Source organism: Amycolatopsis sp. NPDC058986 (genome assembly GCF_042741125.1).
In the GTDB taxonomy this organism is placed as follows: Bacteria; Actinomycetota; Actinomycetes; order Mycobacteriales; family Pseudonocardiaceae; genus Amycolatopsis.
In genome coordinates this window covers 32,987-55,637 of the sequence record NZ_JBHYJW010000006.1, presented here as the reverse complement: position 1 = coordinate 55,637, position 22,651 = coordinate 32,987, and the positions used below count along the sequence as shown (strand labels likewise).

The following is a 22,651-nucleotide window of genomic DNA, read 5'->3' as shown; positions in this document are numbered from 1 at the left end:
GGAAAACCACTTCATGTCACACCAGTTCGACCTGCTCGTGATCGGGGACGCCAACCCCGACGTCATCGTCGGTCCACTTCGGACACCACTCGCCTTCGGTCAGCGTGAACACCTCGTCGACTCGGGAAGCCTCACCCTGGGCGGATCGGCGGCCATCACCGCGGCGGGCGCCGCCCGCCTCGGGCTCGAGGTCGCCATCGCGGGCCGGGTCGGTGACGACGCCGCCGGGTGGTTCGTCCGCGAAGCACTCGCCGAACGCGGCGTCGACACCAGCACACTGGCCGTCGATCCGGACGTCCCGACCCCGCTCACCGTCATCCTGACCCAGGACGGCGACCGCGCGATCCTCACCACTCCCGGGACGCTCGGAGTGACCACGGCCGCCGACGTTCCGGCGGAGTTGCTCGCCGCCAGCAAGCACGTACACGCGTCCTCGTACTTCCTCCTGCCGAAGCTCGCGGCCGAGTTGCCCCGCCTGTTGCGTCTCGCCCGCTCGCACGGCGCGACGACGTCGGTCGACACCAATGACGACCCGGCCGGAGCCTGGGATCCGGCCGGTGTCGCGGCGTTGCTTCCCGAGACCGATTTCCTGCTGCCCAACGCGGCCGAGGTCCGGAACCTGGCCGGGAAGTCCTCCGCCAGGGAGGCGGCCACGGCGCTGGCCGCGCGCGGACCGGCGGTGGTCGTCAAGGACGGCGACCAGGGCGCGTTCGCCTGTACCGACGGCGAGCTGGTGTCCGCCAAGGGAATCCCGGCCGACGCCGTGGACACCGTCGGCGCCGGGGACAGCTTCAACGCGGGCTTCCTCGCCGCGGTGCTGGCGGGCATGGCGCTCGGAAAGTCCCTCGAATTCGGCGTCGCGTGCGGCGGGCTTTCCGTGCGCGCCGCAGGCGGCACCCCCGGCCAGCCCACGTGGGACGACGTCCTCGTCCACCTCGCTCGTACCGAAACGGATCCCGCATGACCACCCCCAAGATCACCTTCGTCGGCGCCGGAAGCGTCGTGTTCACCCAGGGACTGCTCGCCGATCTGTTCGCCCATTCCGAGCTGGGCGACGCGGAGATCGCCTTGCACGACATCGATCCCGAACGCCTGGCGACCGCGCTCGGCGCCGCCCGCTACATCGCGGCCGAACGCGGCGTGAAGCCCGGCATCACCGGCTACACCGACCGGCGCGAGGCACTGGCGGGCGCCGATTTCGTCGTCAACATGGTGCAGATCGGGATGGGCGAGGCCACCCGCACCGATTTCGAGATCCCGGCACGCTACGGCGTGCGGCAGACCATCGGCGACACGCTCGGGATCGGCGGGATCTTCCGCGCGCTGCGGACGTTCCCGTTCCTCAGGGCACTCGGCGAGGACATCGCCGAGGTGTGCCCGGACGCGTGGCTGCTCAACTACACCAACCCGATGGCGATGAACGTCCAGTACCTCGCCGAGGCCACCGGGCTGACCCGCGTGGTGGGCCTGTGCCATTCGGTGTACTGGACCGTGCGCGGGCTCGCGGACCTCGTCGGCGTGCCCTTCTCCGAGGTCGTCTACCGCGCGGCGGGCGTCAACCACCAGGCGTGGGTACTGCGGTTCGAGCACGAAGGCGCCGACCTGTACCCCCGGCTGGCCGAACTGTCCGAAAAGGACGAACAGCTGCGCCGTCGCGTCCGCTTCGACATGTTCCGGCGGCTGGGTTACTACCCCACCGAGACCAGCGAGCATTCCTCGGAGTACGTGCCGTGGTACCTGCACCACGACAGCGAGATCGAGCGCCTTCGCCTGCCCATCGGCGAATATCTCGGCATCGTCGAGGAGAACGTCGCGGCCTACGAACAGACCCGCCGCGCGCTCGCCGAGGACGCCCCGCTGACCGTCGAGGGCACGAACGAATACGCACCGCAGATCATCCACAGCATCGTCACCGGGACCCCGCGCACGGTGTACGGGAACGTCCCGAACCACGGCCTGATCGACAACCTCCCGGCCTCCGGCGTCGTCGAGGTTCCTTGCCTGGTGGACGCTTCCGGGGTGCAGCCGACCCGGATCGGCGCGCTGCCCCCGCAACTGGCCGCGCTCAACCGCGCCTACCTCAGCATGAACGACCTCGTCGTGCGTGCCGCCGTGGAGAACGAGCCGCGGCACATCCGGCACGCCGCGATGGCCGACCCCGCCACCGCCGCGACACTGCCGGTCGAGCGGATCTGGCAGCTGTGCGACGACCTGGTCCGCGCGCACGCCGACCGGCTGCAGCCCGCCCTGCGCGTCACCCTCGGCAGCTGACCCCACCATTCCCCGGGAGAAACCCATGTCGTACACCACCGACGAGATCACCAGCCAGCCGGAATGCTGGGAACGCGCCGTTGCCGAACTGCCCGCGCACGCCGCCGCCCTGCCCCGCCCCGGCGAGCACGTCGCCGTCATCGGCTGCGGGACGTCGTGGTTCATGGCCCAGAGCTATGCGCAGTTGCGGGAGGACGCCGGGCACGGGCTCACGGACGTGTACCCGGCGTCGGAGGCGAAGCTGGCCCGCCCCTACGACCGCGTCCTGGCCATGACCCGCTCGGGAACCACGACCGAGGTGCTGACCGCGATCGAGCGGACCCGGCCGGGCACCCGCGTCACCGTCATCACCGCGGTCGGCGATTCCCCCGTCGCCGAGCTTGCCGACGACGTCGTCTGCCTGCCCTACGCCGACGAGCGATCCGTTGTGCAGACCCGGTTTCCCACCACTCAGCTACTGCTCCTGCGTGCGCATCTGGGACAGGACACCGACCGCGCGCGGAAAGACGTCGTAACGGCGCTGGACGCCCCGATCGAGGACGAGTTGCTGGGCGCCGAGCAGTTTTCGTTCCTCGGCGAGGGCTGGCATATCGGCGTCGCCAACGAGGCGGCGCTGAAGGTCAGGGAAGCCGCGGCGTGGTGGACGGAGTCCTACTCCGCCATGGAGTACCGGCACGGCCCGATCGCGGTCGCCGGACCGGGCCGCGCGGTGTGGAGCATGGCGGGTGTGGCCGATTCGCTGGCCGGGCAGATCCGGGCCACCGGCGGATACCTGCGCCAGGGCCGCCTCGACCCGCTCGCCGAACTCGTCGTGGTGCAGCGGCTGGCGGTCCGGCTCGCCACCGCGGCGGGCCGGGATCCGGACCGCCCGGCGCACCTGACCCGTTCGGTCGTCCTCGAAGCCGGATGATCCCGTGGCGGAACTGCGAATCGGCGTCGTCGGCGTAGGGCAGCGCGCGGACCTGGTCACCCTCGCGAACCTGCCGGGCACGGCCAAGGTGGTGTCGTGCGCGGACCCGGATCCGCGTGGCCGTGCGGACGCCCGCGACCTATTCGGCGCTGACGTCGTGCTGCACGACCGGTACGAGGCGATGTTCGCGGACCAACTGGACGCGGTGTTCGTACTGACGCCCGACCATGTCCACACGCGACCCGTGCTGGCGTTCCTCGCGGCCGGGGTCGCCGTGTTCGTCGAGAAACCGCTCGCGATCGGGGTCGAGGACTGCGACGCGATGCTGGCGGCCGCGTCGAGGACCGGGACCCGCCTGTTCGTCGGCCACAACCTGCGGCATCTGCCGGTGCTGCGGCGGATGCGCGCGCTGATCGGCGAAGGGGTGATCGGCACGGTCAAGTCCGTGTGGTGCCGCCATTTCGTCGGGCACGGCGGGGACTACTACTTCAAGGACTGGCACGCCGAACGCGCCAACACGACCGGTCTGCTGCTGCAGAAGGGCGCGCACGACCTCGACGTGCTGCACTGGCTGGCGGGCGGCTTCTCCCGCCGGGTCGTGGCGCTGGGCGGGCTCACGGTCTACGGCGCGAACCCGCGTCGCGGCGAAGGCAGGGCCGGACAGCGGATGCCGGACTGGTTCGACGCCGGTGTGTGGCCGCCGGCGGCGTTGCGCGAGTTGAACCCGGTGATCGACGTGGAAGACCTCAGCATGATGCTGTCCGAAATGGACAATGGGGTCTTCGCCAGTTACCAGCAGTGTCACTACACCCCCGACTACTGGCGCAACTACACGGTGATCGGGGACGCAGGAAGGATGGAGAACTTCGGGGACGGAGTCGGCGGCGACGGGGCGTTGATCAGGGTGTGGAACCGCGGGAGATCGGGCTACCGGCCCGATGGCGACCTGACCGTCACGATCGCTCCGGAGCCGGACGGCTCCCATGGCGGGGCGGACGCGGCACTGGTCGCGGAGTTCCTGCGGTTCGTCGCCGAAGGCGGCCCGACCGAGACATCACCTGTCGCGGCCCGCGAGGCTGTCGCGGCGGGAGTCGCCGCCACGAATTCCCTGCGCTCCGGCGGTGCCCCGGTCGACGTGACGCCGCCGGATCCCGCGCTCGTCCGGTACTTCGACGGACACCAGGCCACCGCCCGCACCGCGCGGCCACGGTGACGGGCCAATTCGTGGGTGGGTCGCACGTCTGTCCTTTGTGGATGCGAGGCCCCGGCCCCGGTCACGACCGCGGCCCGGCCAGTAACGCGGCGAGGTCGTCGAGATCCCCGGCTTCGCGCAACGAAACCGGGTCAGGGCGACCGGGACGGTGATCCCCTGCTCGCATCGCCTCGACGAACCGGGCGACCCGGCGGGGGTCCGGCACCGGCGTGCTCCCGCCCAGGTAGCGGAGCACGATGAGGTCTTCGCCGGAATGCGTCTCGATGGCGATCGACCACCCGCGGCACTCGTCCCACAGCAGCGCGACGTCGCGGTCCGGATGATGGGGCAGGCGGCCGTCGAGCGCGAGATACGCCGAGACGGGGCGGTCGTGGTCGATGACGCAGGACTCGAGCCCGATGCCCAGCAGCCCCGCCACCTCGGCGAGGTAACCGCGCAGGGAACGGGTCGCGCGGTGCTGGTGGGCGGCGGGGAAGCCGATCGCTGCGGTCATTGCTGCGACACCCTTTCCGTGCGGCGCGGGGAACGGCGGGCCGCGAGCACGCGACCCGCCGTCGCCGTCACCGCGAGCACATGGCGGCACGCCGGGAACCGCCGGGCGGGGAACCGAAACCGCGTTACCGGGGCGCCCGGCGTCTCCCGTCCCGGCCCGGTCACGCGGTCAAGCGCTCGCGCCGGTCACGCCTTGATCTCCTTGGGCGCGGAGGCTCCGGAGATTTCGATGCGGCGCGGCTTGGCCTTCTCCGCGATCGGGATGCGCAGGGTCAGCACCCCGGCGTCGTAGTCGGCGTGGATGTGTTCGGTGTCCAGCGTGTCACCGAGGAAGAGCTGCCGGGAGAAGACACCCAGCGGACGTTCGGCGACCTGCATCTGGACGTCGTCACCGGTCGGCAGCGGCCGGCGTTCGGCCTTGACGGTCAGCACGTTCCGTTCGATGTTCAGCTCGATCGCGGCGGGATCGATCCCCGGCAGGTCGAAGCAGACGACGAACTCCTCCCCCGCGCGATAGGCGTCCATCGGCATCGCCGCGGGCTTGGACCACGTCCCCGGCGCCCCACCACCGAACACCTGCTGGGTCAGCCGGTCGAACTCGCGGAACGGGTCGGTGCGCATCAACATCGGGATCCACCTCCTGGTCGGCAACTGGGCTGGCGTCAACACGCACCTTCGTTCTAACATGTCATCGAAACGATGACAAGTACCGCGTCGTCGAAAGGATGACAGCCGTGGAAGAAGACCCGATCGCCACCATCAGCACGATCCACGACGTCGTCTCGGCGGTGCGACAGGGCTCGGCCGCCCCGGACCAGTTGCTGACCGCGCTGAACGCGTTACGGCTGCTGCGCGGCCAGATCGCCGCCTGGGAACCCGAACTCATCACCGCCGCCCGCGCCGGCGGGACCAGCTGGGCCATCCTCGCTCCCGCGCTCGGCGTGGCGAGCCGCCAGGCCGCCGAACGGCGTTACCTGCGACTGCAGCCCTCGGCCGGTGGCGAGGGCACCCGCGAAGCACGAGTGGACGCCCAGCGGGACCGGCGCGCCGCCGACCGCGCGGTGTCGGACTGGGCCCGCCGCAATTCCGCCGCGCTGCGCCAGCTCGCCGGTCAGGTCAGCGCGGTCGACGGTCTCGACAAGCCCGGCAGGCTGGCGATGGAACAGCTCGGCGACGCCCTCGGCGAGGACGACGCCGCCGCACTCCTGCCGCCCCTGGCCGAGGCCGGTTCCCATCTGGGAGCCGAACACGGTGACCTCGCCAACCGGCTCCGGACGCTCACCGAACACACCGACCAGCTCCGCCAGGCCACCATCGACCACCGCCGAGGACGTGGGTGAGCCCTGGTCCGTCCACATGCGACAGGCCCGGCCGATCCCCAGGGATCGGCCGGGCCCGCGGACGAAATCAGGCGAGGTCGAACCGGTCGAGTTCCATCACCTTGGTCCAGGCCGCGACGAAGTCGTGCACGAACCGCTCACGGGCGTCGCGGCTCGCGTAGACCTCGGCGAGCGCCCGCAGTTGCGAGTTCGAGCCGAAGACCAGGTCGACCGCGGTCGCGGTCCACTTCACCTCGTCGGTGGCCACGTCACGGATCTCGTACACGTTCTCCTCGGACTCCGACGCCTTCCACCGGGTCCCCGGTGAGAGCAGGTTGGTGAAGAAGTCGCCGGAGAGCACGCCGGGCCGGTCGGTGAGCACGCCGTGCCGGGAGCCGCCGTGAGTGGCCCCCAGAACGCGGAGCCCGCCGACGAGCACGGTCATCTCGGGGGCGGTCAGGTTGAGCATGTAGGCGCGATCGACGAGCAGGACCTCCGGCTGGAGCTTCTCCCCCGCGCGCAGGTAGTTCCGGAAGCCGTCGGCGCGTGGTTCGAGGACCGCGAAGGATTCGACGTCGGTCTGCTCCTGGGCGGCGTCGGTGCGTCCGGGATGGAACGGCACGGTCACCTCGACACCGGCGTCGCGCGCCGCCTTCTCGACGGCGGCCGAGCCCGCAAGCACGATCAGGTCGGCCAGCGAGATGTTCGCGCCGCCCGCCTCGTTGAACTCCCGCCGGATACCCTCCAGCTTCTCCAGGACCGAGGCGAGCTGCTCGGGCTGGTTGACCTCCCAGCCGCGCTGCGGTTCGAGGCGGATCCGGGCGCCGTTGGCGCCGCCGCGTTTGTCGGTGGACCGGAAGCTCGCGGCGGACGCCCACGCGGTGGTGACCAGTTGCGCGGTCGTGAGGCCGGATTCGAGGACCTTCGCCTTGAGCGCGGCGATGTCGGACTCGCCCACCAGATCGTGGTCGACGTCCGGCACCGGGTCCTGCCACAGCTGCGGCTCCGGCACCCACGGCCCGAGGAAGCGGCTCACCGGGCCCATGTCGCGGTGCAGCAGCTTGTACCAGGCCTTGGCGAACGCCAGCGCGAACTCGTCCGGGTTCTCCATGAAGCGGCGGGAGATCGGCCCGTACGTCGGATCGAAGCGCAGCGCCAGGTCGGTGGTGAGCATGGTCGGCTTGTGCTTCTTGTCCGGGTCGTACGGGTCCGGGATGATCTCCGGCGCGTCCTTGGCGACGTACTGCTTGGCGCCGCCGGGGCTCGTGGTGAGTTCCCATTCGTAGCCGAAGAGGATCTCGAAGAAGCGGTTGCTCCACTCCGTCGGCCGGTCGGTCCACGTCACCTCGAGGCCACTGGTGATCGCGTCGGTGCCCTTGCCACTGCCCAGGGTGCTCTGCCAGCCGAGGCCCTGCGCTTCCAGCGGGGCGGCCTCGGGTTCCGGGCCCACGTGGTCGTCGGCGATGCCGGCGCCGTGCGTCTTGCCGAAGGTGTGGCCACCCGCGATCAGCGCGACGGTCTCTTCGTCGTTCATCGCCATCCGGGCGAAGGTCTCCCGGATGAAGTGCGCCGCCGCGCGGAAGTCCGCGCTGCCGCGGGGCCCCTCGGGGTTGACGTAGATGAGGCCCATCTCGGTGGCGCCGAGTTCGGGCACCATCTCCGCATCGGTGACGTAGCGCTCGTCGCCCAGCCAGTCGTCCTCCGGACCCCAGAAGATCTCCTCGGGCTCCCAGGTGTCCTCACGTCCGAAGCCGAAGCCGAACGTCTTGAAGCCCATCGACTCCAGTGCCACGTTCCCGGCGAGCACGAGAAGATCGGCCCAGGAGATCTTCTGGCCGTACTTCTCCTTGACCGGCCACAGCAGGCGCCGTGCCTTGTCGAGGTTGACGTTGTCGGGCCAGCTGTTGAGCGGGGCGAAACGCTGAGCGCCGTCGCCCGCCCCGCCGCGGCCGTCGGCGATGCGGTAGGTGCCCGCGGAGTGCCAGCTCATCCGGATCATCAGGCCGCCGTAGTGGCCGAAGTCGGCGGGCCACCAGTCCTGCGAGGTGGTGAGCACCGCCACGACGTCACGCTTGAGCTCCTCGACGTCGAGCCTGGCGAACTCCTTGGCGTAGCTGAAGTCCTCTCCCAGCGGGTTGCTCTTCGGCGAATGGGCGCGCAGCACCGAGAGGTCGAGCTGGTTGGGCCACCAGTCCTTGTTCGTGCGGGGACGGCCGCCCGTCTTCGGGGTCGGCGAGTCGATCGCCGGATTCTCGCTCTCGCTGCCGTGCGCGGTCGCGGAGCCGGGCGCGACCGGGCATCCCTCCGCCGCCTGCCGATCGACGCCCTGCGCGCTGGAGGAAACGTTTTCGTTGTCGTCGCTCATCTGCCTGCCTTCCGGGCTCGCGGATCATTGCGGTTGGGGTTCGGCCGCGCAGTCGGGGCAAATACCCCAAAAGACGACCTCCGCTTCGTCGATCACGTATCCGTGGTCGTCCGAGGCGGTGAGACAGGGGGTGTGGCCGACCGCGCAGTCGACGTCCGCGATCGCCCCGCAGGAGCGGCACACCACGTGGTGGTGGTTGTCCCCCACCCGGGACTCGTAGCGGGCGTTCGCGCCCGCAGGCTGGATGCGCCGCACCAGGCCGGCGCCGGTGAGCGCCCGCAGCACGTCGTAGACCGCCTGGTGGGACACCGTCGGCAGCTCGGCCCGCACCAGCGCGATCACGGTCTCGGTATCGACGTGCGGATGGTCACGCAGCGCGGCGAGCACGGCCAGACGCGGCTGAGTCACGCGCAACGAGGCCGCCCGCAGCTGCGACTCGAAGTCGGACATCGCCCACCACCGTAGGCCGCTTGTCTGGAACGGGTCAAATTGTGCCCGGCGCACCGCCACCCACACAGGGGAACCCGGACAGCGGAACCCAGCTGGTCCCGAAAGGTCCACTGTGGATCTTCCGGATCCGGCGCGGCCGCGGCTTCTCCTACCGGACACCGCCTCCTCGGACCGGGACCGGAAGCGCGCGGAAGCCGCCGTCATGCGGGATGTCGCGCGAGCGCTGGGAAACACCCCCGCCGTCCGCCGTTCGTCCTATGTGGACCCTCGGGTCGTCACGGCCTATCGCGAGGGCCGGACGATCGCCGCGGCGCTGAAACGCGCGCAACGGCTCGACAGCGAACAGGCTCAACACGTCCTGGAGAAGGCTGTCTGCCGCCTGCTCGGGCGGAGGTCGTGAACGGCGCGCGGTGTCGACGGGGGCCACGCCCCTTTGTCGCGAACGACGCGTTCGCGACAAAGGGCAGCCCAGAGGCCCTGAAGGGGACCTTCATAGCATCCGACGCACCGAAGGACCCCTTCACAGCAACAAAGTTCCCTATACTGCTCCGGTGCACACCGGTGACGTAGTAGGCGGCCGGTACCGCCTCGACGAGCACTGCGGTTCGGGCCGCACCGGCGTGGTGTGGCGGGCGTACGACCGGCGGCTGCGGCGAACGGTGGCGCTCAAACGTTCCCACGCGCCCCTTCACGGGACTCAGCGGAGCCTGCTCCGGCGGGAAGCCGAGACCGCCGCGCGGATCTCCCACCCGAACGCGATCGCGGTCTTCGACGTGGTGAACGATGACGGCTGCTGGCTGGTGATGGAGTACCTGCCGTCGGAGAGCCTGGCCGAGATCCTGTGGCGGGACGGCCCGCTGCCCCCCGAGCGGACCGCGCGCGTGGGGAGGCAGATCGCGGCCGCGCTGTCCGCCGCGCACGCCGTCGGCATGCTGCACGGCGACGTGCAACCGGGCACCATCCTCGTCGCAGAGGAGGATCTCGCCAAGCTGAGCGACTTCGGGATCTCGGTGTGGCAGGAGGTGACGCTCACCGCCGACGGGAAAGTCGGCGGAACTCCGGGCTGCCTGGCGCCGGAAGTCGCCGACGGAGCGCCCGTGTCCAAGGCATCGGACGTGTTCTCGCTCGGCGCCACGCTTTTCGCCGCGGTGGAAGGAAACTCGCCCTGGGGTGACGGGGATCCGGCCGAGGTGCTGGCGCGGGCCCGCCGCGCGCGGATCGGCGAGATGCACCGGGCGGGCCCGCTGGCTCCGTTGCTGTCGGAGATGCTGGCCGAGCGCCCCCGGAAGCGGCCGGACGCGGAACAGGTCTGGCAGCGGCTGGTGCAGGCCACGGGGGAATGGAGCCCGCCGCCGGTGATCCAGGAGCCGCCGCGGCGGCCGTGGTGGCGCCGGCCGGGGTACTGGGGCATCGCCACGGCCGCGCTGGCACTGATCGTCGTCCTCGCTTACGTCATCGGTGGTTCGTCCCCCGGCCCGACGCCGTCCGCGGCCGCGGACGCGATCGGCGATCCGCGCACGGCCGCCCCGTGTTCGCTGACCGACGAGGGCGGGCTGCGGCGGTTCGGCAGGACGACGGTGTACGAGTCATATGGCAATTTCAACCGCTGCGACATCGAAATCGCCGTCGGCGCGGACAAGCCGGTGGACGTGAAGACCGAACTGAACAACGCGCGCCCACCGGTTCCGGTGCGGCCTGGCACCTTCGAGGTCGTGGCCAACCCGGGCGAAGACGGCAAATGCGTTCGCCGGATACTCGTCTCCGCCGAGCACGAGGTCGAGGTCAGCGCGGAGCTGGACGATCCTCCTCCCGCGGTCGATCTGTGCGCCATCGCCGACGTCGCGACCTCGGCCGCCACCGAACGGCTTCACCGCGGCACGCTGGACCGCCGCGACCGGCCGTTCGCGGAAGGGTCGCTGGCCATGACCGACGCCTGCGCCCTGCCGACCGGCGACGCGCTGTCCCGGCTCCCCGGCGTGAACGCGCACCGCCCGAAGCCCGGTTTCGGCAACTGGGAATGCCGCTGGGACAGCACCCTCAAGAAAGCCACGCTGCACATCCTGTACGACCAGCACCATTCACCCAACGCGGCGGACGGCAGACCGATCCGGCTCGCCGGCCATGACGCGTTCGTCGAGCCGGGCGACTACGGCCCGCGAAGCTGCGTAGTGCGGACCGTGCACCGGGCGTTCTCCGACCGGCGCGGCGACTCCAAGGTCGAACTCGTGCTCGTCGCCGTGACCGGCGAGGAGGGGCCCGGTTTCGACTACTGCGCCATCGCCACCGCTGTCAGCGAAGCAGTTGCCACCCGGTTGCCCCGATAGACCGCGACGGCGAGGCGTTGCCACCGCCTCGGCGCGTAACCCGCTCTCGTATCTCCTTGACGGAGGTGACGCCGGAGGTCGCCTCGGCTCATCGGGGACGCCGGCTCACGAGGTCGGCGCGACGAGAAGGAGCAACTGCATGTCAGGGAGAACATGGGGGTTCCGGAGCACTCGCCGAGCGGCCCGCCTCGCCGGGCTCGCCGGCGCGGTGGTGTTGTCGGCGAGCGGGGGCGGCATGGCCGTCGCGCCGTCCGCGGCCGCGGCCGCGCCGCACTCCACGGTGGCCGGCACCATCAAATGGCACCCCGGTCACTACATGACGAGTGACTGGTGGCACGACGCGGGAACCCCGGCGAGCATGGCAGGCAACGAGTTGCAGGTCGTCAACACCTCGCCCAACGTCCGAGGCTGGAAGGGCAACTACTACTGGGCGGCGCTCGAGACCGGCAAAGGGGTTTACAACTTCTCGGTCATCGACGCGGAACTGGCGCGGCTCAACCAGGGAAACCCGGCTCCACGCAAGAAGCTGATCATCGGGATCTCGTCGAGCGGGTTCCTGCACGCGAAGCACCAGGATCCGGGTGGCTTTCTCACCAAGGTGATTCCGAGCTATCTGACGACGGACCCCGCCAGTTACGGGTCCGCCCCCAAGGCGGGCACGAGCGGCTGGTGGTACGGCGGCGGCGGGCTCTCCATCACCGCCGCCGTCTGGCGGCAGGCCGTGAACGACCGTCTCATCGCGCTGCTCCAGGCACTGGGCGCACGCTACAACAGCAATCCCGACGTCGAGGGCATCGTGCTGACCGAGACCGCCTCCCAGGTCGGCGAAGGCGGCGGCTACAACGACACCACGCAACTGGGCCAGCTGGAACGCATGCTGACCGCCGCGACCGCCGCACTTCCCAACACCAACGTCGTCATCGAGAACAACTTCATGGGCAACCAGGCCGATACGAGCGCGCTGGTCCTGTTCCAGAACGCGCACCGGGTCGCGGAGAGCGGACCGGATCTGCTGGGCAAGACCGCGGCCGACAAGTTCTCGCCGCCCAAGGAGCTGACCTGGGGGCAGCAATGCGTGACGGGCTACCCCGGGACGGGATGCGGTAACCTGACCGGCAGCATCGCCGTGATCCACAACGTCGACGAGCCCGAGTTGCTCGGCACCCAGTTCCAGGGGGCCGGAGCGCCCTTCACCCCGCTCGACATCTACAACAACGGCGAGGACTATCTGCACGCCAGTCATCTCATGTGGACCTATCTGACCGGGCAGCCGGTCAACAACTGGCCCACGATCGCCGCGATGATCAATGCCCATCCGATCCGCTTCACCGCGTGCCCGAAGAGCTACCCGGGCTGCGATACGCGCTGACGAGATGGACCCGCGCCGGAGTCCTTTGTGGACTCCGGCGCCGTGAAGGGGTCCTTGACAGCACTGAGCGCCGCGAAGGTCCCCGGGGACCTCACCCCTCGCGGGGCGCCGCGTCCGTGAGCCCGGCGGCGGGTAGCGCACCACGCGGCGCGGTGGCGTCCGCCGTCCCCAGGCACTGTTCGCCGTCGAACAGCCCCAGCTCGTAGTGCACGGTGTGCTCGTCGTGCCCGCTGACGGCGATCCCGAGGTCGTAGGAGCGTGGATAAAGGACTTCGCCGAGGTAGTTCACCTGGTAGCGCCAAGGGAGGAACCGCGGGAGCTTCCTGGCGGAGCCGTCTCCCAGCAGGCCGTGCGCATGCGCCGCGATCGCCTCGTCGTACCAGCCGAGCTGGGCGATGTAGTTGACGTGCCGGTTGAGGTCGACGTCCCCGACGCGGGCGTGGACGGTGGCGGCGGCCGGGTAGTACCGCCGCTCGCGACGGCGCGGATCGGGTTTCGACGCGGCGGACGCGCCCGTTCCCGGCAGCCGCAGCTCGTCGAGGTCGGCGAGCAGCTCGTCCGGCAAGGTGATCGGCCCGGACTTGCCGGCGAGCACGATGGTGGCCTCGGCCGTCGCGACGAGCTGCCCGCCGGCGAACATGCCCTGACCGTAGGTATAGGAGGACCGTCCGATCGCCCGGACACCGGTGCCGATCCGGATGGTCTCGCCGGTCCCGCCGAACGCCGTCCGCCGTTCGACACACTGGCCGACGAACAGGATGTGGAACGGCCCGAACCCGCCTTCGGCCGCGAGCTTGTCGAAACGCGAGAAGCGCAGGCCGACGCGCGGATGCTCGAACAGGCGCGACAACGCCACCGTGCTCGTCGTGCCGTCCGGCGCGAGATCACCGAACCGTTGCACCACCTCCCGACGGTCAGGGAAGTCGGCCTCGGCCGGGAACGCGGCGGCGGATTGTTCGTCGAGCGTCAACATCGTTCCTTTCGAGAGATCACCAGGCCACGGGCAGGGACCGCAGACCGTGGATCAGCGCCCGGTGCTTGAAGACGGGAGCGGCGGCGAGGCGCAGCCCGGGGAACCGCCGCAGCAACGCCGGAAGCGCCAGCTGCAGTTCGAGGCGAGCCAGCGTCGCGCCGAGACAATGGTGGATACCGTGCCCGAAGGCGACATGCGGGCAGCGGCCGCGAGTGACGTCGAGGGCGTCCCCGTCCTCCAGCAGCGCCGGGTCCCGGTTGGCCGCGGGCAGCGAGGTCACCACGTGGTCGCCACGCCGCACCGGACGCCCGCCGATCATGGTGTCCTCGACGGCCACCCGGACGAAACCGGCGTGCACGACCGAGGTGTAGCGCAGCAGTTCCTCGATCGCGTCCTCGACCGCGCTCGGATCGTCGCGCACCAGCGCGAGCTGGCCGGGATGGCGCAGCAACGCGAGTGTGCCGAGGGAGATCACGTTCGCGGTGGTCTCGTGGCCGGCGATGAGCAGCAGATCCGCCAGGCCGACCAGCTCCTCGTCCGACAGCGCGCCCGCGCCGTGCTCGCGGATCAACAGGCTCAGCAGGTCCTCCCCCGGGTTTTCCCGGTGCCGCGCGACCAGCGTGTGCATGTAGGCGTCGGCTTCGGCGTCCAGCCGCAGCCGTTCCCGCGGGTCCATGGTCGTGTCGATGAACCGGTTGCTGCGCGCCCCGAACTCGGCCCGGTCGGCGAACGGCACCCCGAGCAGCTCGCAGATCACCAGCGACGGCACCGGGAGCGCGAACGCGGAAACCAGATCGGCGGGCGGACCGGCGGCCGCCATCGCGTCGAGGTGCTCGTCGACGATCTCCTGGATCCGCGGGGCCAGCGCCCTGGCCCGCCGGACCGTGAACGTCGCGGTCAGCAGCCGCCGCAGCCGGGTGTGCTCGGGGGGATCCAGCATCAGCAACCGCCCGGCACGGCGGTGTTTCATCTGCTCGTCGTCGACACCCGCGGCGGCCAGACCTGGCGACGGGCCGATCGCGTCGAGCCGCAGGCGTTCGGGGTCGCCGTGCACGGCCCGGACATCGTCATAGCGGCTGAAGAGGGTCGCTTCGTGCCCCAGCGGCGACCGCACCCGGTAGACCTCACCGGAATCACGCCGCCGCGGGACCTCCGGGTCGAGACCGAGTCCGTCCCACTGGGCGGCCAGTTCGGGCAAAACCGGCGAACTCACGTCATCCACTCAGCTCTCCTCTGCGCCGGGCGCGGCTACCACAAGGACGAGTATGTACGCGACCTTTCGACGACAAGGGGAACCGTGCCTCAAAGTTTTGGAATCTTACGCCGAAACTCCCTTCGCGTACGCGTCCCAGGCGCCGGAAGCACCGATGGCCTGAGAAGCCGCTCCGACCCTGCTCACCGGCGTGAATTCGGTCGACCGAGCTTTCCCCGAAATATGATTGACGGTGCCTGCCGGGTGCGTGATGATGAATGCACACCAGCAAGCGGAGGAGTGGCCATGACGAACATGCGGGAGCGAGAGGCGCAGCGCCGGTGTCCGGCCGCCGCGATCGCCTGCCCGTGTTCGCCGAACGACCACCGGATGCCCTTCTCCTGGCAGGAACACGGACGTCTGAGCGGTGTGGGCTCCCCACCATGACCTAGCACTTGTCATGTCAAGGGGGCCGCCCATCGGGAAACCGATCCGGGCGGCTTTCTCTGTTCGACGCACCCTGAACAATTCTTTTCTTACCGGCGAGCTTGGGAAGCGCAACGGCCTCCAAAACCGTTTTCCGGGGGTTCGACTCCTCCCGCCGGTGCTTTTCGTCACCCATTTCCGATGGGCTGGCGTGTTCTTTGACAGTTACACAGCGGAGCAGACATCTCCCGACGCTCACCTTCGCCGCGCGTCACGCGGCCCGGGTGAGCGCCGGGTAGCGACGGCGCGTTGGTCCAACGGCAGGACGCCGGGTTTTCACCCCGGAGGGCGCGGGTTCGACTCCCGCCAGGACGGCTGTGACCGAAGCCGAAGGAGACGAGGCCCCGGATTGTGGCTCCGGGAATCAGCCGGTGCGAGTCCGGTCGGTCACCCCACCCCCCGTCGCGGACCTCCCCGCGACGCGGACGCGCGCGGCTCGGCAGCCAGCCGGGACTCATGATCCTGGCCGACGTGGCTCGACACCACGGCGCGCGACGCCACCCGCTGAATCCGGCCCGTGTCATGACGGTCGTGGGACGACCTGCAAAGTCGTCAGACCGGGTTCGACTCCCGGATGGGCCTCGGCGACGAAGTCGGCTCCGCTGTGGCGGTGTCGCGAATGGGACATGGGGGACGTTCAACGTCGTCAATGTCCCATCCGCGACACACCACCGCGAGCCTGCCCCCACCAGCCACCGACACCACCCGACCACCTCGAGCAAACACCCCAGCGAAGCCACACTCCCGCCCCTTACTGGGAAAACCTCAATGGACTCGGTTCACTGTCCAAAAGTACCTTTCAGTGGCAGCCGTTGTGCGTTTTACGGTAAAGAATGCTGTTCCACTTTCCGCAGATCCGCGGCAAGCATGCGCCGGAACTGTCCCTTGTAGACTGCGGCGCATTACCCTATGCTGATGTCGAATAGTTGACGCCCCACGTTCTGGGCATCGTGATTACGAAGTTTTCCGGCACGTCACTCTCAGGAAAGCGAGTGCGATACCCATGAAACTTGCGCGATAATGGCGGTGACAGCCGATCAGCCGCGGCACGTCGAGGGCAGCCGGATGCGCGCGCTGGTGCTGAGCGCTCCGGAAAGCGCTTCCCCGCTTGGCCGCCTGGACATCGTGAGCCTGCCGATCCCCGTCCCGGGTCCCACGGAAGTGCTGGTGCGCGTCGGGCTGTGCGGCATCTGCGGCACCGACTTCGACGCGTGCCGGTTCCATCCCGACAACACACCCACGTTCGGCGGGCCTCTCGAACTGCCGGTGATACTCGGCCACGAGGCGTCGGGCGAGGTCGTCGGCACCGGTGAACTGGTGACCCGGGTCCGGCCGCACGACCTCGTGGCGCTGGAGAGCGTCCTCGCCTGCGGTACCTGTGACACCTGCCTGGGCGGCCGTCGCAACCAATGCGAGAACGCGGTGCTGGCCGGTCTGACCGCGCCGGGCGCGCTCGCCGAGTACGTCGTCGTGCCACAGACGGCCTGCCATCGGCTGAATCCGCTGTGCGACAACGGCTGGAGCCAGGAGGACACGCTCCTCGCCGGTGCTCTCCTGGAACCCCTGGGATGTGTCTACAACGCGTTGTTCGTCGAAGGCGGCGGAATCCGTCCCGGGGAGCGGGTGACGGTTCACGGGCTCGGGCCGCTCGGCCTGTTCGCGGGCCTGCTGGCCGGTATCGCGGGCGCGAGCCGCGTCGTCGGCCTGGATCCCCAAGCGGATCGGCGTGATCTCGCCGCGCGCCTCGGCTTCACCGCGTGTCTCGATCCCGCCGAACATCGGCTGGACAACCTGGACGCCGAGGTACACGTGGAGGCCTCGGGCGACCCCGCGTCGACACTGCCGCTCATCGAAGACCACCTCCGGCCCGGCGGGCGCGTCGTGCTGGTTTCCCGGACCGATGTGCCCGCGCTGGTCGATACGAACCCGTGGGTTTCGAACGCGGCGCGGCTGGTGGGTTCGAGAGGCCATTGCGGCGCGCTCTTCCCGTATCTGCTGAACCTGTTCGCCGCCGGGCGGCTCGATCCTCGCGCGCTGGTCGGGCAGGTGCTCGCGCTGGAGGACGTCCCCGGTCAGTTGTCCCGCGGTCTCACTCCGGCCGCCGGAAAAACCATCGTTCACGTGGATCAGCTCTCCGGGCTGTGGGAGGAGAACCGTCTTGCCCGTCTCGCCCAAGGCGATAGCGTGCACGCCTGAGCTTCACCAGTATCTGGTTCACCACGGCCGAGCGACCGACCCGCTGCTGGAAGAGCTGGCACAGGTCACCCGGGAAGCCGTTCCGCGGATGGCGCACATGACGCTGCCGTTGGAGGAAGCGACGCTGCTGACCTTCCTGGTCAACCTCACCGGTGCGCGCACGGTCGTCGAAGTCGGCATGTTCACCGGTTCGTCGACGATCGCGCTCGCCAGGGGTCTTCCGGCTCATGGCCGAGTGCTCACGTGTGAGATCGACCCCGGCTTTCTCGTCCTCAGCACCCCCTATCTCGAGCGGGCCGGCGTCGCGGACCGGGTCGACGTGCGCATCGGTCCAGCCTTGGCCACCCTGCGCTCGTTACCCCGCACCCCGCATCTCGACCTGGTGTTCATCGACGCCGACAAGCCCGGCTACATCGGCTACTGGGAGGAGCTGGTACCGCGGGTGCGACCGGGCGGTCTGCTGATCGTGGACAACAGTCTCTTCTCCGGTGAGGTGGTGAGTCCCGAGCCGGGGACGAAAGCCGCGGCGGTGCACGCGTTCAACGAGCACGCACGCGCGGACGAACGGGTGGAACTGGTGATGCTGAACGTCGCGGACGGCATCACCCTGGCCCGGCGCCTCGACGAGCAGGGTGGTCAAGAAGCGTGAGCGCCTTGGTCGCCGTGGTGGGGGCCGGCCCGTCCGGGCTGGTGCTGGCCAACATCCTGCACGACGCCGGGGTGCCGACGGTGGTGTTCGAACGAGCGAGCCGGGCGCATGTGGAACACCGGGCCAGGGCCGGGCTGATCGAGTACCGGACCGTCCAGACCCTGCGTGCGCATGGGCTGGCCGACGGGCTGTTGCGGTCGGGCACGACCCACGACAGCTGCGAGTTCCGGTTCGCGGGCGAGCGTTTCACCCTGGATTACGGCCGATTCACCGGTGAACGTGTCCATTACGTCTACCCGCAACAGTTCCTCGTCCGCGACCTGATCGACCGGTTGCTCCGCAACGGCGGGAAAATTCTCTTCGATACCCCGGTCACCGCGATATCGGAGCTCGGTTCCGGCCAGCCAGTGGTCGGATTCACCGACGAGACAGGTACCGAACGCGCATTGCCGGCGACGTTCGTCGCGGGTTGTGACGGCAGCCTCGGCGTCTGCCGCCGGATGGCGCCCGGCGTGGAACAGCGCACCGTCACCCATGACTACCGGGCCGGTCTGCTCGCCGTCCTGTCCGCGACGCCGCCGATCACCACCGATATGGTCTACGCGCTGCACCGAGATGGCTGCGCGATTCACGCCCTGCGCACTCCCGAAACGAGCCGGTTCTATCTGCAAGCCGATCCGGGAGACGACCTCACCGCATGGGACGACGAGCGGATCTGGGCCGAATTGCGCCGCCGATTCGCCGTCGCCGAAGGCCCGTTGCCCGGCCCGGGACGCATCATCGAGAAGAACTTGTTCACGATGCGGTCCGCGGTGACGGAAGAACTACGGTATGGCGGCATGTTCCTTGTCGGCGACGCGGCGCACACCATTACTCCTTTCGGCGGCAAGGGAATGAATCTCGCCATCGCCGATGCCGCCGATCTCGCGAGGGCCGTCCTGCTCGCCATGCGAACCGGTGACGATCGCGGTCTGGCCGGATACAGCGCGGAAGTGAATCGGCGGGTGTGGGCGACTCAGGAGTTTTCGCACTCCATGATCGATCTGCTGTGCGCGACGGCTGGCGGGGATCCGGAATTTCATTATCGGCTCCAAGTGGCGCGACTGAAGAAGTGGCGTTCTTCCTCGGCGAACGCCGCCGGTTTCGCCAGCGAGTACGCCGGCTGACGACGCGTCCGTCCTCTTCGCGTGCGGGCCGGATCAGCAGGGTTACGAGCGCGGCCAGGAGCGCGCCGGGCCCCAGCGGCTCGGGCTACCTGGGTTCGGCCCGCCACCGAGCCGCGGTCGACGAACTCGGACAGCTCGGCGGGTTCGGAAACGGCATCTTCCACCCGGACGCCGCCGACCAGACCGCTCGGGACGGGCACCAAACGGCTTCGGCGTGATCGTGCAGGCCGGCCAGGTTGTTAACCGGACCGTGACAGAAGGAACGTCAGCCGTAAAACGCGGTGCGGACACTGGAACATGTGATTGCCGCCCCGTCTCCTGGAGCCCGCAGTCGCCTGTGCGAAGCTGCCCGGCAGTACGTCATGCAAGGTTGGCAGGTTGCTCCGGGGCCGGCGTGTGACGGGTTGTCGTACCTCTCCGCCGGACGTCGCGTCCTGGGGTCGCCGGCTCCGTTGCGGGGCCTGGTCCAGGACCCGGGGGAAGTGGCGGAGTGGTGGTCGTCGCCGCGGATGATCCTGACGGCGCCAGGCCGGGTTTTCGACGTACTGTGCATGCCGGTATCGCTCGCCGCGGCCGCGGCAGCTCGGCTGGCGAAGGATCAGCTGTGTCCAGTGATGTTCACGCCCCAGGGCGCGCGGGTATTCGTCGAATGCGGTGCCCGGCTGCGACCGGAGCCGGCTTCCCGGGTGAGGCTGTTGAGCCAATCGGTGTGGCTGCCGTTACCGCCAAGCAGGCTCGTGTCGGGTTCAGCGGTCTGGTGGGTGTCCCCCGCGGACACGGCCTATCGGGTGGGAAACGCGGAGACGTTTCAGGAAGCGGTCCTGGCGGCGATCTCCACCCGTTGGTGACGTACCCCTAGTCTCTTCAGCCCGCGTCAGCAACTGGGCAGCGCCGTTACCCCGGGCAGCCGGGACTGTCCTCGTAGCGTGGCGACGGCGTGCTCGATTTCGTCGTGGTTGTTGATGATGCCGGCGCCCATGCGAATGGTCTCTTCCTCGTAGGGGGAGGTGGCGGCTTTGATGCCGTGCGTTGCCAGTGCGGCCACGACCGTGGCGGCGGTGCGGCCCGGGATCTGGAAGCAGACGAGGCCGCTGGCCATGGCTGGGTCCGTCGGGGTGAGCAGCCGGATGCCGGGGGTGCCGGCCAGTTCGTGCCGCAGTCGGGTGTTGAGTTCCCGGATGCGGGCGGCGATGGCGGATCGTCCGATCCGCTGGTGGAATCGGACTGTGTCCGTCAGCGCGAAGATGTTGGCGTAGTCGGTGAAGCCGCCGGGGGCCACGAAGGAAGCCCGGGTGGCGGGCAGGGGACGGTCGCCAAGCCAGCAGGTATGGAGAGTGGTGTCGATTTCGAAGGAGGGGATCGTGGGCGCGATCTGCCGCCATGCCTGTGCTCGTCCGTGCACGACGCCGGTGCCGGCCGGGCCGAGGAACCACTTGTGGGCACCGGCGATGAAGAAGTCACTGCCCAGCCGGGCGGTCTCGTGGTCTTCCGCGCCGAAGCCCTGGACGCCGTCGACGATGAGGAGGCAGCGGCTGGCTTCGTCGCGGTCGCGGTTGGCATCGGCGACGAGGGCGGCGATCTCCGGTAGCGGGAGTTCGACGCCGGTGCGGGAGCTGACCCAGGTGAGGCCGAGGCAGCGGGTGCGCGGCGTGAGCGCGGCGCGGACGCGGTCGAGGATCTCTTCCCGGGTCGTGTGTGCGGGGTCGTGGTACAGGCTGCAGCGGCGTACGGCCGCCCTGTTCTTCTCCGCCGCGCGGTGCACCGCTTGATGAAGGGAATAGTGGGCGTCGGGGGTGATCACCATCTCGGCGTCGGCGGGGATGGACAGGCCGTTGTAGATCAGCGCCAGTCCGGTGGTGGTGCTGGGGACGAAGGCCACCTCCTCGGCAGGCGCGCCCAGGTAGCCGGCTATAGCGGTCTTCGCCTGGAAGTAGGGGCTGTCGGAGGCGATTCCGGAGCCCAGCTCGGCCAGATCGCCGAGCAGGAACGACTCCAGCAGGTGCGGATCGAAGTCCAGCAGGGCCCGCCAGTGGTCGGCCGCGGCACGGACGGATGTCGGCGGGGAGGCGAGGAAGAAGTTCGCCAGGTGTAGCCGGGACGGGTCGAGGCGGAACTCGCGGCGAAGTGCTCGCCATGTCGTTTCTTCCAGGCCTTCGGAGCGGTGGGCTTGTGCGACTGCGGACACGAGTGGTCACCCCAAGGATTACGATGGAATCCATGTGAATGGGCCAGCAAACCGGATCCACTGTGAAATCCGATGGAACCCCTGGATTCTACTTGACATCGACTACGATTTTTTTTCTGGACACTTCGTGTCCGTCTGACGCAACGATCTCTCCGCTGCCGATGAGAACATGCGGAAGCGGTGAACTGCTCAACTGTTCAATACGCCGACGAAATGGGCAGGTATCGAATATTGGCGCGGTCGCCGACACGCCCTCACGTCCACGCCACAGACCCTGTCCGTTCTGACGATAACCCGTATCGCCCGCTAGGTCCCGGTACTTCCCGCCGAATACGTATTTCCGGCCGCGGAGCGGGTGAGCATGTCGTACTTGGGTGCGACATGCCGGGCTTCGAATCCGGCCTTCTCGACCAAGGCGAACGTCATCCACCCTTCACCTACCACACTGTGCGCGTCCCGGACCGTGACGTCCCACCTGCTGCGCAGTCCCGCGGCCTCCGCGCAGCGGACGGTGGTCTCGATCTCGGCGCCGATGGCGATCGGGCCCCGATGGTTCAAGTGCTGTCCGCTACCCACCGAGCAGTACCCCCGCGGCATGGTTTCCAGCAGCACGGCCATGCAGTACTGCTCGCACAGTCTGATCAATACGTACGAGGCGACCACTGGAGGTTTGTCGGTCCATTCAGGACCGGGACCGCCCAGGCGCACACAATCGCCGGGCTGGGTAACGTAACGGGCGCTGCGCGTTTCCCCGATCCGAACAGGGTCGCCAGAGCCGGACACACTCCGGCCATCGACGATCCTGGGCCGCGCGGCAGGCGCGCACCCGCCGGCCGCCGACCGGCCAAGAGCCGCACCGTCGAACGAAGGCATCCCGAATCACCGACCTTCCGCGGCGGCGGCCACGGGGCCGGCGGACAACGGGCCGGCACCCAGGAGTGTCCCCACCTCCGCCACATCCGACAGACAATCCCTGACAACGTCTACTTCGACACCTGCTACGGCAGCGATTTCGTCAATGTCCGTACCGCGCGAAGAATCCAATAGTTCTCGCGCAACAGAAATAATATAGTCATGCATCAGCTAATTCT

Annotated in this window: 19 protein-coding genes and 1 tRNA gene; 12 read left to right on the top strand and 8 right to left on the bottom strand. The window is 69.2% G+C overall.

Translation table 11 applies throughout. The features are described 5' to 3' along the window. The first annotated feature begins 13 nt into the window (after positions 1–13). Genes ACFW0G_RS07785 through ACFW0G_RS07770 form a run of 4 tightly spaced genes read left to right on the top strand, consistent with a single transcriptional unit; the run spans position 14 to position 4,394 of the window. A complete protein-coding gene (locus ACFW0G_RS07785; protein WP_378324065.1) occupies positions 14–964 on the top strand; it encodes a carbohydrate kinase family protein in 951 nt (316 codons plus the stop codon). After that, positions 961–2,271: an alpha-glucosidase/alpha-galactosidase gene (locus ACFW0G_RS07780; protein WP_378324064.1), complete on the top strand. Its 1,311-nt coding sequence runs from the start codon at positions 961–963 to the stop codon at positions 2,269–2,271. The genes ACFW0G_RS07785 and ACFW0G_RS07780 overlap by 4 nt, the downstream gene beginning before the upstream one ends. 25 nt (positions 2,272–2,296) lie before the next feature. Beyond that, entirely contained in the window at positions 2,297–3,181 is an 885-nt protein-coding gene (locus tag ACFW0G_RS07775; protein WP_378324063.1) for an SIS domain-containing protein, read from the top strand. A 4-nt stretch (positions 3,182–3,185) separates the two neighbouring features. Next, positions 3,186–4,394, top strand: coding sequence for a Gfo/Idh/MocA family protein (locus ACFW0G_RS07770; protein WP_378324062.1), 1,209 nt, complete (start codon positions 3,186–3,188; stop codon positions 4,392–4,394). 61 nt (positions 4,395–4,455) lie between these two features. Here the strand turns inward: ACFW0G_RS07770 and ACFW0G_RS07765 are convergent, their stop codons facing one another. Together ACFW0G_RS07765 and ACFW0G_RS07760 are read right to left on the bottom strand one after the other, a co-directional pair. Beyond that, positions 4,456–4,887 (bottom strand): DUF6292 family protein, encoded by a 432-nt coding sequence (locus ACFW0G_RS07765; RefSeq protein ID WP_378324061.1) that lies wholly within the window; start codon positions 4,885–4,887, stop codon positions 4,456–4,458. A 185-nt stretch (positions 4,888–5,072) separates the two neighbouring features. Next, positions 5,073–5,513 carry an Hsp20/alpha crystallin family protein gene (locus tag ACFW0G_RS07760; RefSeq protein ID WP_378324060.1) on the bottom strand — a complete coding sequence of 147 codons (441 nt, stop codon included), beginning with the start codon at positions 5,511–5,513 and terminating at the stop codon, positions 5,073–5,075. 107 nt (positions 5,514–5,620) lie between these two features. On the opposite strand from ACFW0G_RS07760, the gene ACFW0G_RS07755 reads away from it, so the two are divergent. Beyond that, positions 5,621–6,226: an HSP18 transcriptional regulator gene (locus ACFW0G_RS07755; protein ID WP_378324059.1), complete on the top strand. Its 606-nt coding sequence runs from the start codon at positions 5,621–5,623 to the stop codon at positions 6,224–6,226. A 67-nt stretch (positions 6,227–6,293) separates the two neighbouring features. Here the strand turns inward: ACFW0G_RS07755 and katG are convergent, their stop codons facing one another. Continuing rightward, positions 6,294–8,570 carry a catalase/peroxidase HPI gene (gene katG / locus ACFW0G_RS07750; RefSeq protein ID WP_378324057.1) on the bottom strand — a complete coding sequence of 759 codons (2,277 nt, stop codon included), beginning with the start codon at positions 8,568–8,570 and terminating at the stop codon, positions 6,294–6,296. 24 nt (positions 8,571–8,594) lie between these two features. Further along, positions 8,595–9,020 (bottom strand): Fur family transcriptional regulator, encoded by a 426-nt coding sequence (locus tag ACFW0G_RS07745; RefSeq protein WP_378324056.1) that lies wholly within the window; start codon positions 9,018–9,020, stop codon positions 8,595–8,597. A gap of 112 nt (positions 9,021–9,132) precedes the next feature. Here ACFW0G_RS07745 and ACFW0G_RS07740 point away from each other — a divergent pair, with 112 nt between their 5' ends. The 3 genes from ACFW0G_RS07740 (at position 9,133) to ACFW0G_RS07730 (ending at position 12,713) form a co-directional block, all read left to right on the top strand. Then, positions 9,133–9,420, top strand: coding sequence for a hypothetical protein (locus ACFW0G_RS07740; RefSeq protein ID WP_378324055.1), 288 nt, complete (start codon positions 9,133–9,135; stop codon positions 9,418–9,420). A 151-nt stretch (positions 9,421–9,571) separates the two neighbouring features. Continuing rightward, positions 9,572–11,344: a serine/threonine-protein kinase gene (locus ACFW0G_RS07735; protein WP_378324054.1), complete on the top strand. Its 1,773-nt coding sequence runs from the start codon at positions 9,572–9,574 to the stop codon at positions 11,342–11,344. 139 nt (positions 11,345–11,483) lie between these two features. Further along, entirely contained in the window at positions 11,484–12,713 is a 1,230-nt protein-coding gene (locus ACFW0G_RS07730; RefSeq protein ID WP_378324053.1) for a hypothetical protein, read from the top strand. Positions 12,714–12,804: 91 nt separating this feature from the next. Here ACFW0G_RS07730 and ACFW0G_RS07725 read toward each other — a convergent pair whose 3' ends face one another. Both ACFW0G_RS07725 and ACFW0G_RS07720 read right to left on the bottom strand, forming a co-directional pair. Beyond that, entirely contained in the window at positions 12,805–13,686 is an 882-nt protein-coding gene (locus ACFW0G_RS07725) for a hypothetical protein (RefSeq protein WP_378324052.1), read from the bottom strand. Between the two features lie 16 nt (positions 13,687–13,702). After that, on the bottom strand, positions 13,703–14,908 hold the full coding sequence (locus tag ACFW0G_RS07720; RefSeq protein WP_378324051.1) for a cytochrome P450: 1,206 nt from the start codon (positions 14,906–14,908) through the stop codon (positions 13,703–13,705). Between the two features lie 703 nt (positions 14,909–15,611). Between ACFW0G_RS07720 and ACFW0G_RS07715 the strand changes: the two genes are divergently transcribed. The 4 genes from ACFW0G_RS07715 (at position 15,612) to ACFW0G_RS07700 (ending at position 19,375) form a co-directional block, all read left to right on the top strand. Next, a tRNA-Glu gene (locus tag ACFW0G_RS07715) sits at positions 15,612–15,679 on the top strand. Between the two features lie 705 nt (positions 15,680–16,384). Next, a complete protein-coding gene (locus ACFW0G_RS07710; protein WP_378324049.1) occupies positions 16,385–17,560 on the top strand; it encodes an alcohol dehydrogenase catalytic domain-containing protein in 1,176 nt (391 codons plus the stop codon). Next, complete coding sequence (locus ACFW0G_RS07705) at positions 17,523–18,209, top strand: O-methyltransferase (RefSeq protein ID WP_378324048.1); 687 nt, start codon at positions 17,523–17,525, stop codon at positions 18,207–18,209. Before ACFW0G_RS07710 ends, ACFW0G_RS07705 begins: the two co-directional genes overlap by 38 nt. Next, positions 18,206–19,375: a 4-hydroxybenzoate 3-monooxygenase gene (locus ACFW0G_RS07700; protein ID WP_378324047.1), complete on the top strand. Its 1,170-nt coding sequence runs from the start codon at positions 18,206–18,208 to the stop codon at positions 19,373–19,375. The genes ACFW0G_RS07705 and ACFW0G_RS07700 overlap by 4 nt, the downstream gene beginning before the upstream one ends. 874 nt (positions 19,376–20,249) lie before the next feature. On the opposite strand, the gene ACFW0G_RS07695 is transcribed toward ACFW0G_RS07700, so the two are convergent. Both ACFW0G_RS07695 and ACFW0G_RS07690 read right to left on the bottom strand, forming a co-directional pair. Next, entirely contained in the window at positions 20,250–21,560 is a 1,311-nt protein-coding gene (locus tag ACFW0G_RS07695; RefSeq protein ID WP_378324046.1) for an aminotransferase class V-fold PLP-dependent enzyme, read from the bottom strand. Positions 21,561–21,866: 306 nt separating this feature from the next. Next, the gene (locus ACFW0G_RS07690; protein WP_378324045.1) at positions 21,867–22,433 is read right to left on the bottom strand and encodes a hotdog domain-containing protein; all 567 of its coding nucleotides are present in this window, start codon (positions 22,431–22,433) and stop codon (positions 21,867–21,869) included. Between the last annotated feature and the right edge of the window lie 218 nt (positions 22,434–22,651).

What these genes read in the sequence shown, in the direction of transcription:
- katG (WP_378324057.1), bottom strand. Translation starts at nt 8,570, where the DNA reads ATGAGCGACGACAACGAAAACGTTTCCTCCAGCGCGCAGGGCGTCGAT.
- ACFW0G_RS07765 (WP_378324061.1), bottom strand. Translation starts at nt 4,887, where the DNA reads ATGACCGCAGCGATCGGCTTCCCCGCCGCCCACCAGCACCGCGCGACC.
- ACFW0G_RS07745 (WP_378324056.1), bottom strand. Translation starts at nt 9,020, where the DNA reads ATGTCCGACTTCGAGTCGCAGCTGCGGGCGGCCTCGTTGCGCGTGACT.
- ACFW0G_RS07690 (WP_378324045.1), bottom strand. Translation starts at nt 22,433, where the DNA reads ATGCCTTCGTTCGACGGTGCGGCTCTTGGCCGGTCGGCGGCCGGCGGG.
- ACFW0G_RS07775 (WP_378324063.1), top strand. Translation starts at nt 2,297, where the DNA reads ATGTCGTACACCACCGACGAGATCACCAGCCAGCCGGAATGCTGGGAA.
- ACFW0G_RS07785 (WP_378324065.1), top strand. Translation starts at nt 14, where the DNA reads ATGTCACACCAGTTCGACCTGCTCGTGATCGGGGACGCCAACCCCGAC.
- ACFW0G_RS07725 (WP_378324052.1), bottom strand. Translation starts at nt 13,686, where the DNA reads ATGTTGACGCTCGACGAACAATCCGCCGCCGCGTTCCCGGCCGAGGCC.
- ACFW0G_RS07780 (WP_378324064.1), top strand. Translation starts at nt 961, where the DNA reads ATGACCACCCCCAAGATCACCTTCGTCGGCGCCGGAAGCGTCGTGTTC.
- ACFW0G_RS07710 (WP_378324049.1), top strand. Translation starts at nt 16,385, where the DNA reads ATGGCGGTGACAGCCGATCAGCCGCGGCACGTCGAGGGCAGCCGGATG.
- ACFW0G_RS07730 (WP_378324053.1), top strand. Translation starts at nt 11,484, where the DNA reads ATGTCAGGGAGAACATGGGGGTTCCGGAGCACTCGCCGAGCGGCCCGC.
- ACFW0G_RS07760 (WP_378324060.1), bottom strand. Translation starts at nt 5,513, where the DNA reads ATGTTGATGCGCACCGACCCGTTCCGCGAGTTCGACCGGCTGACCCAG.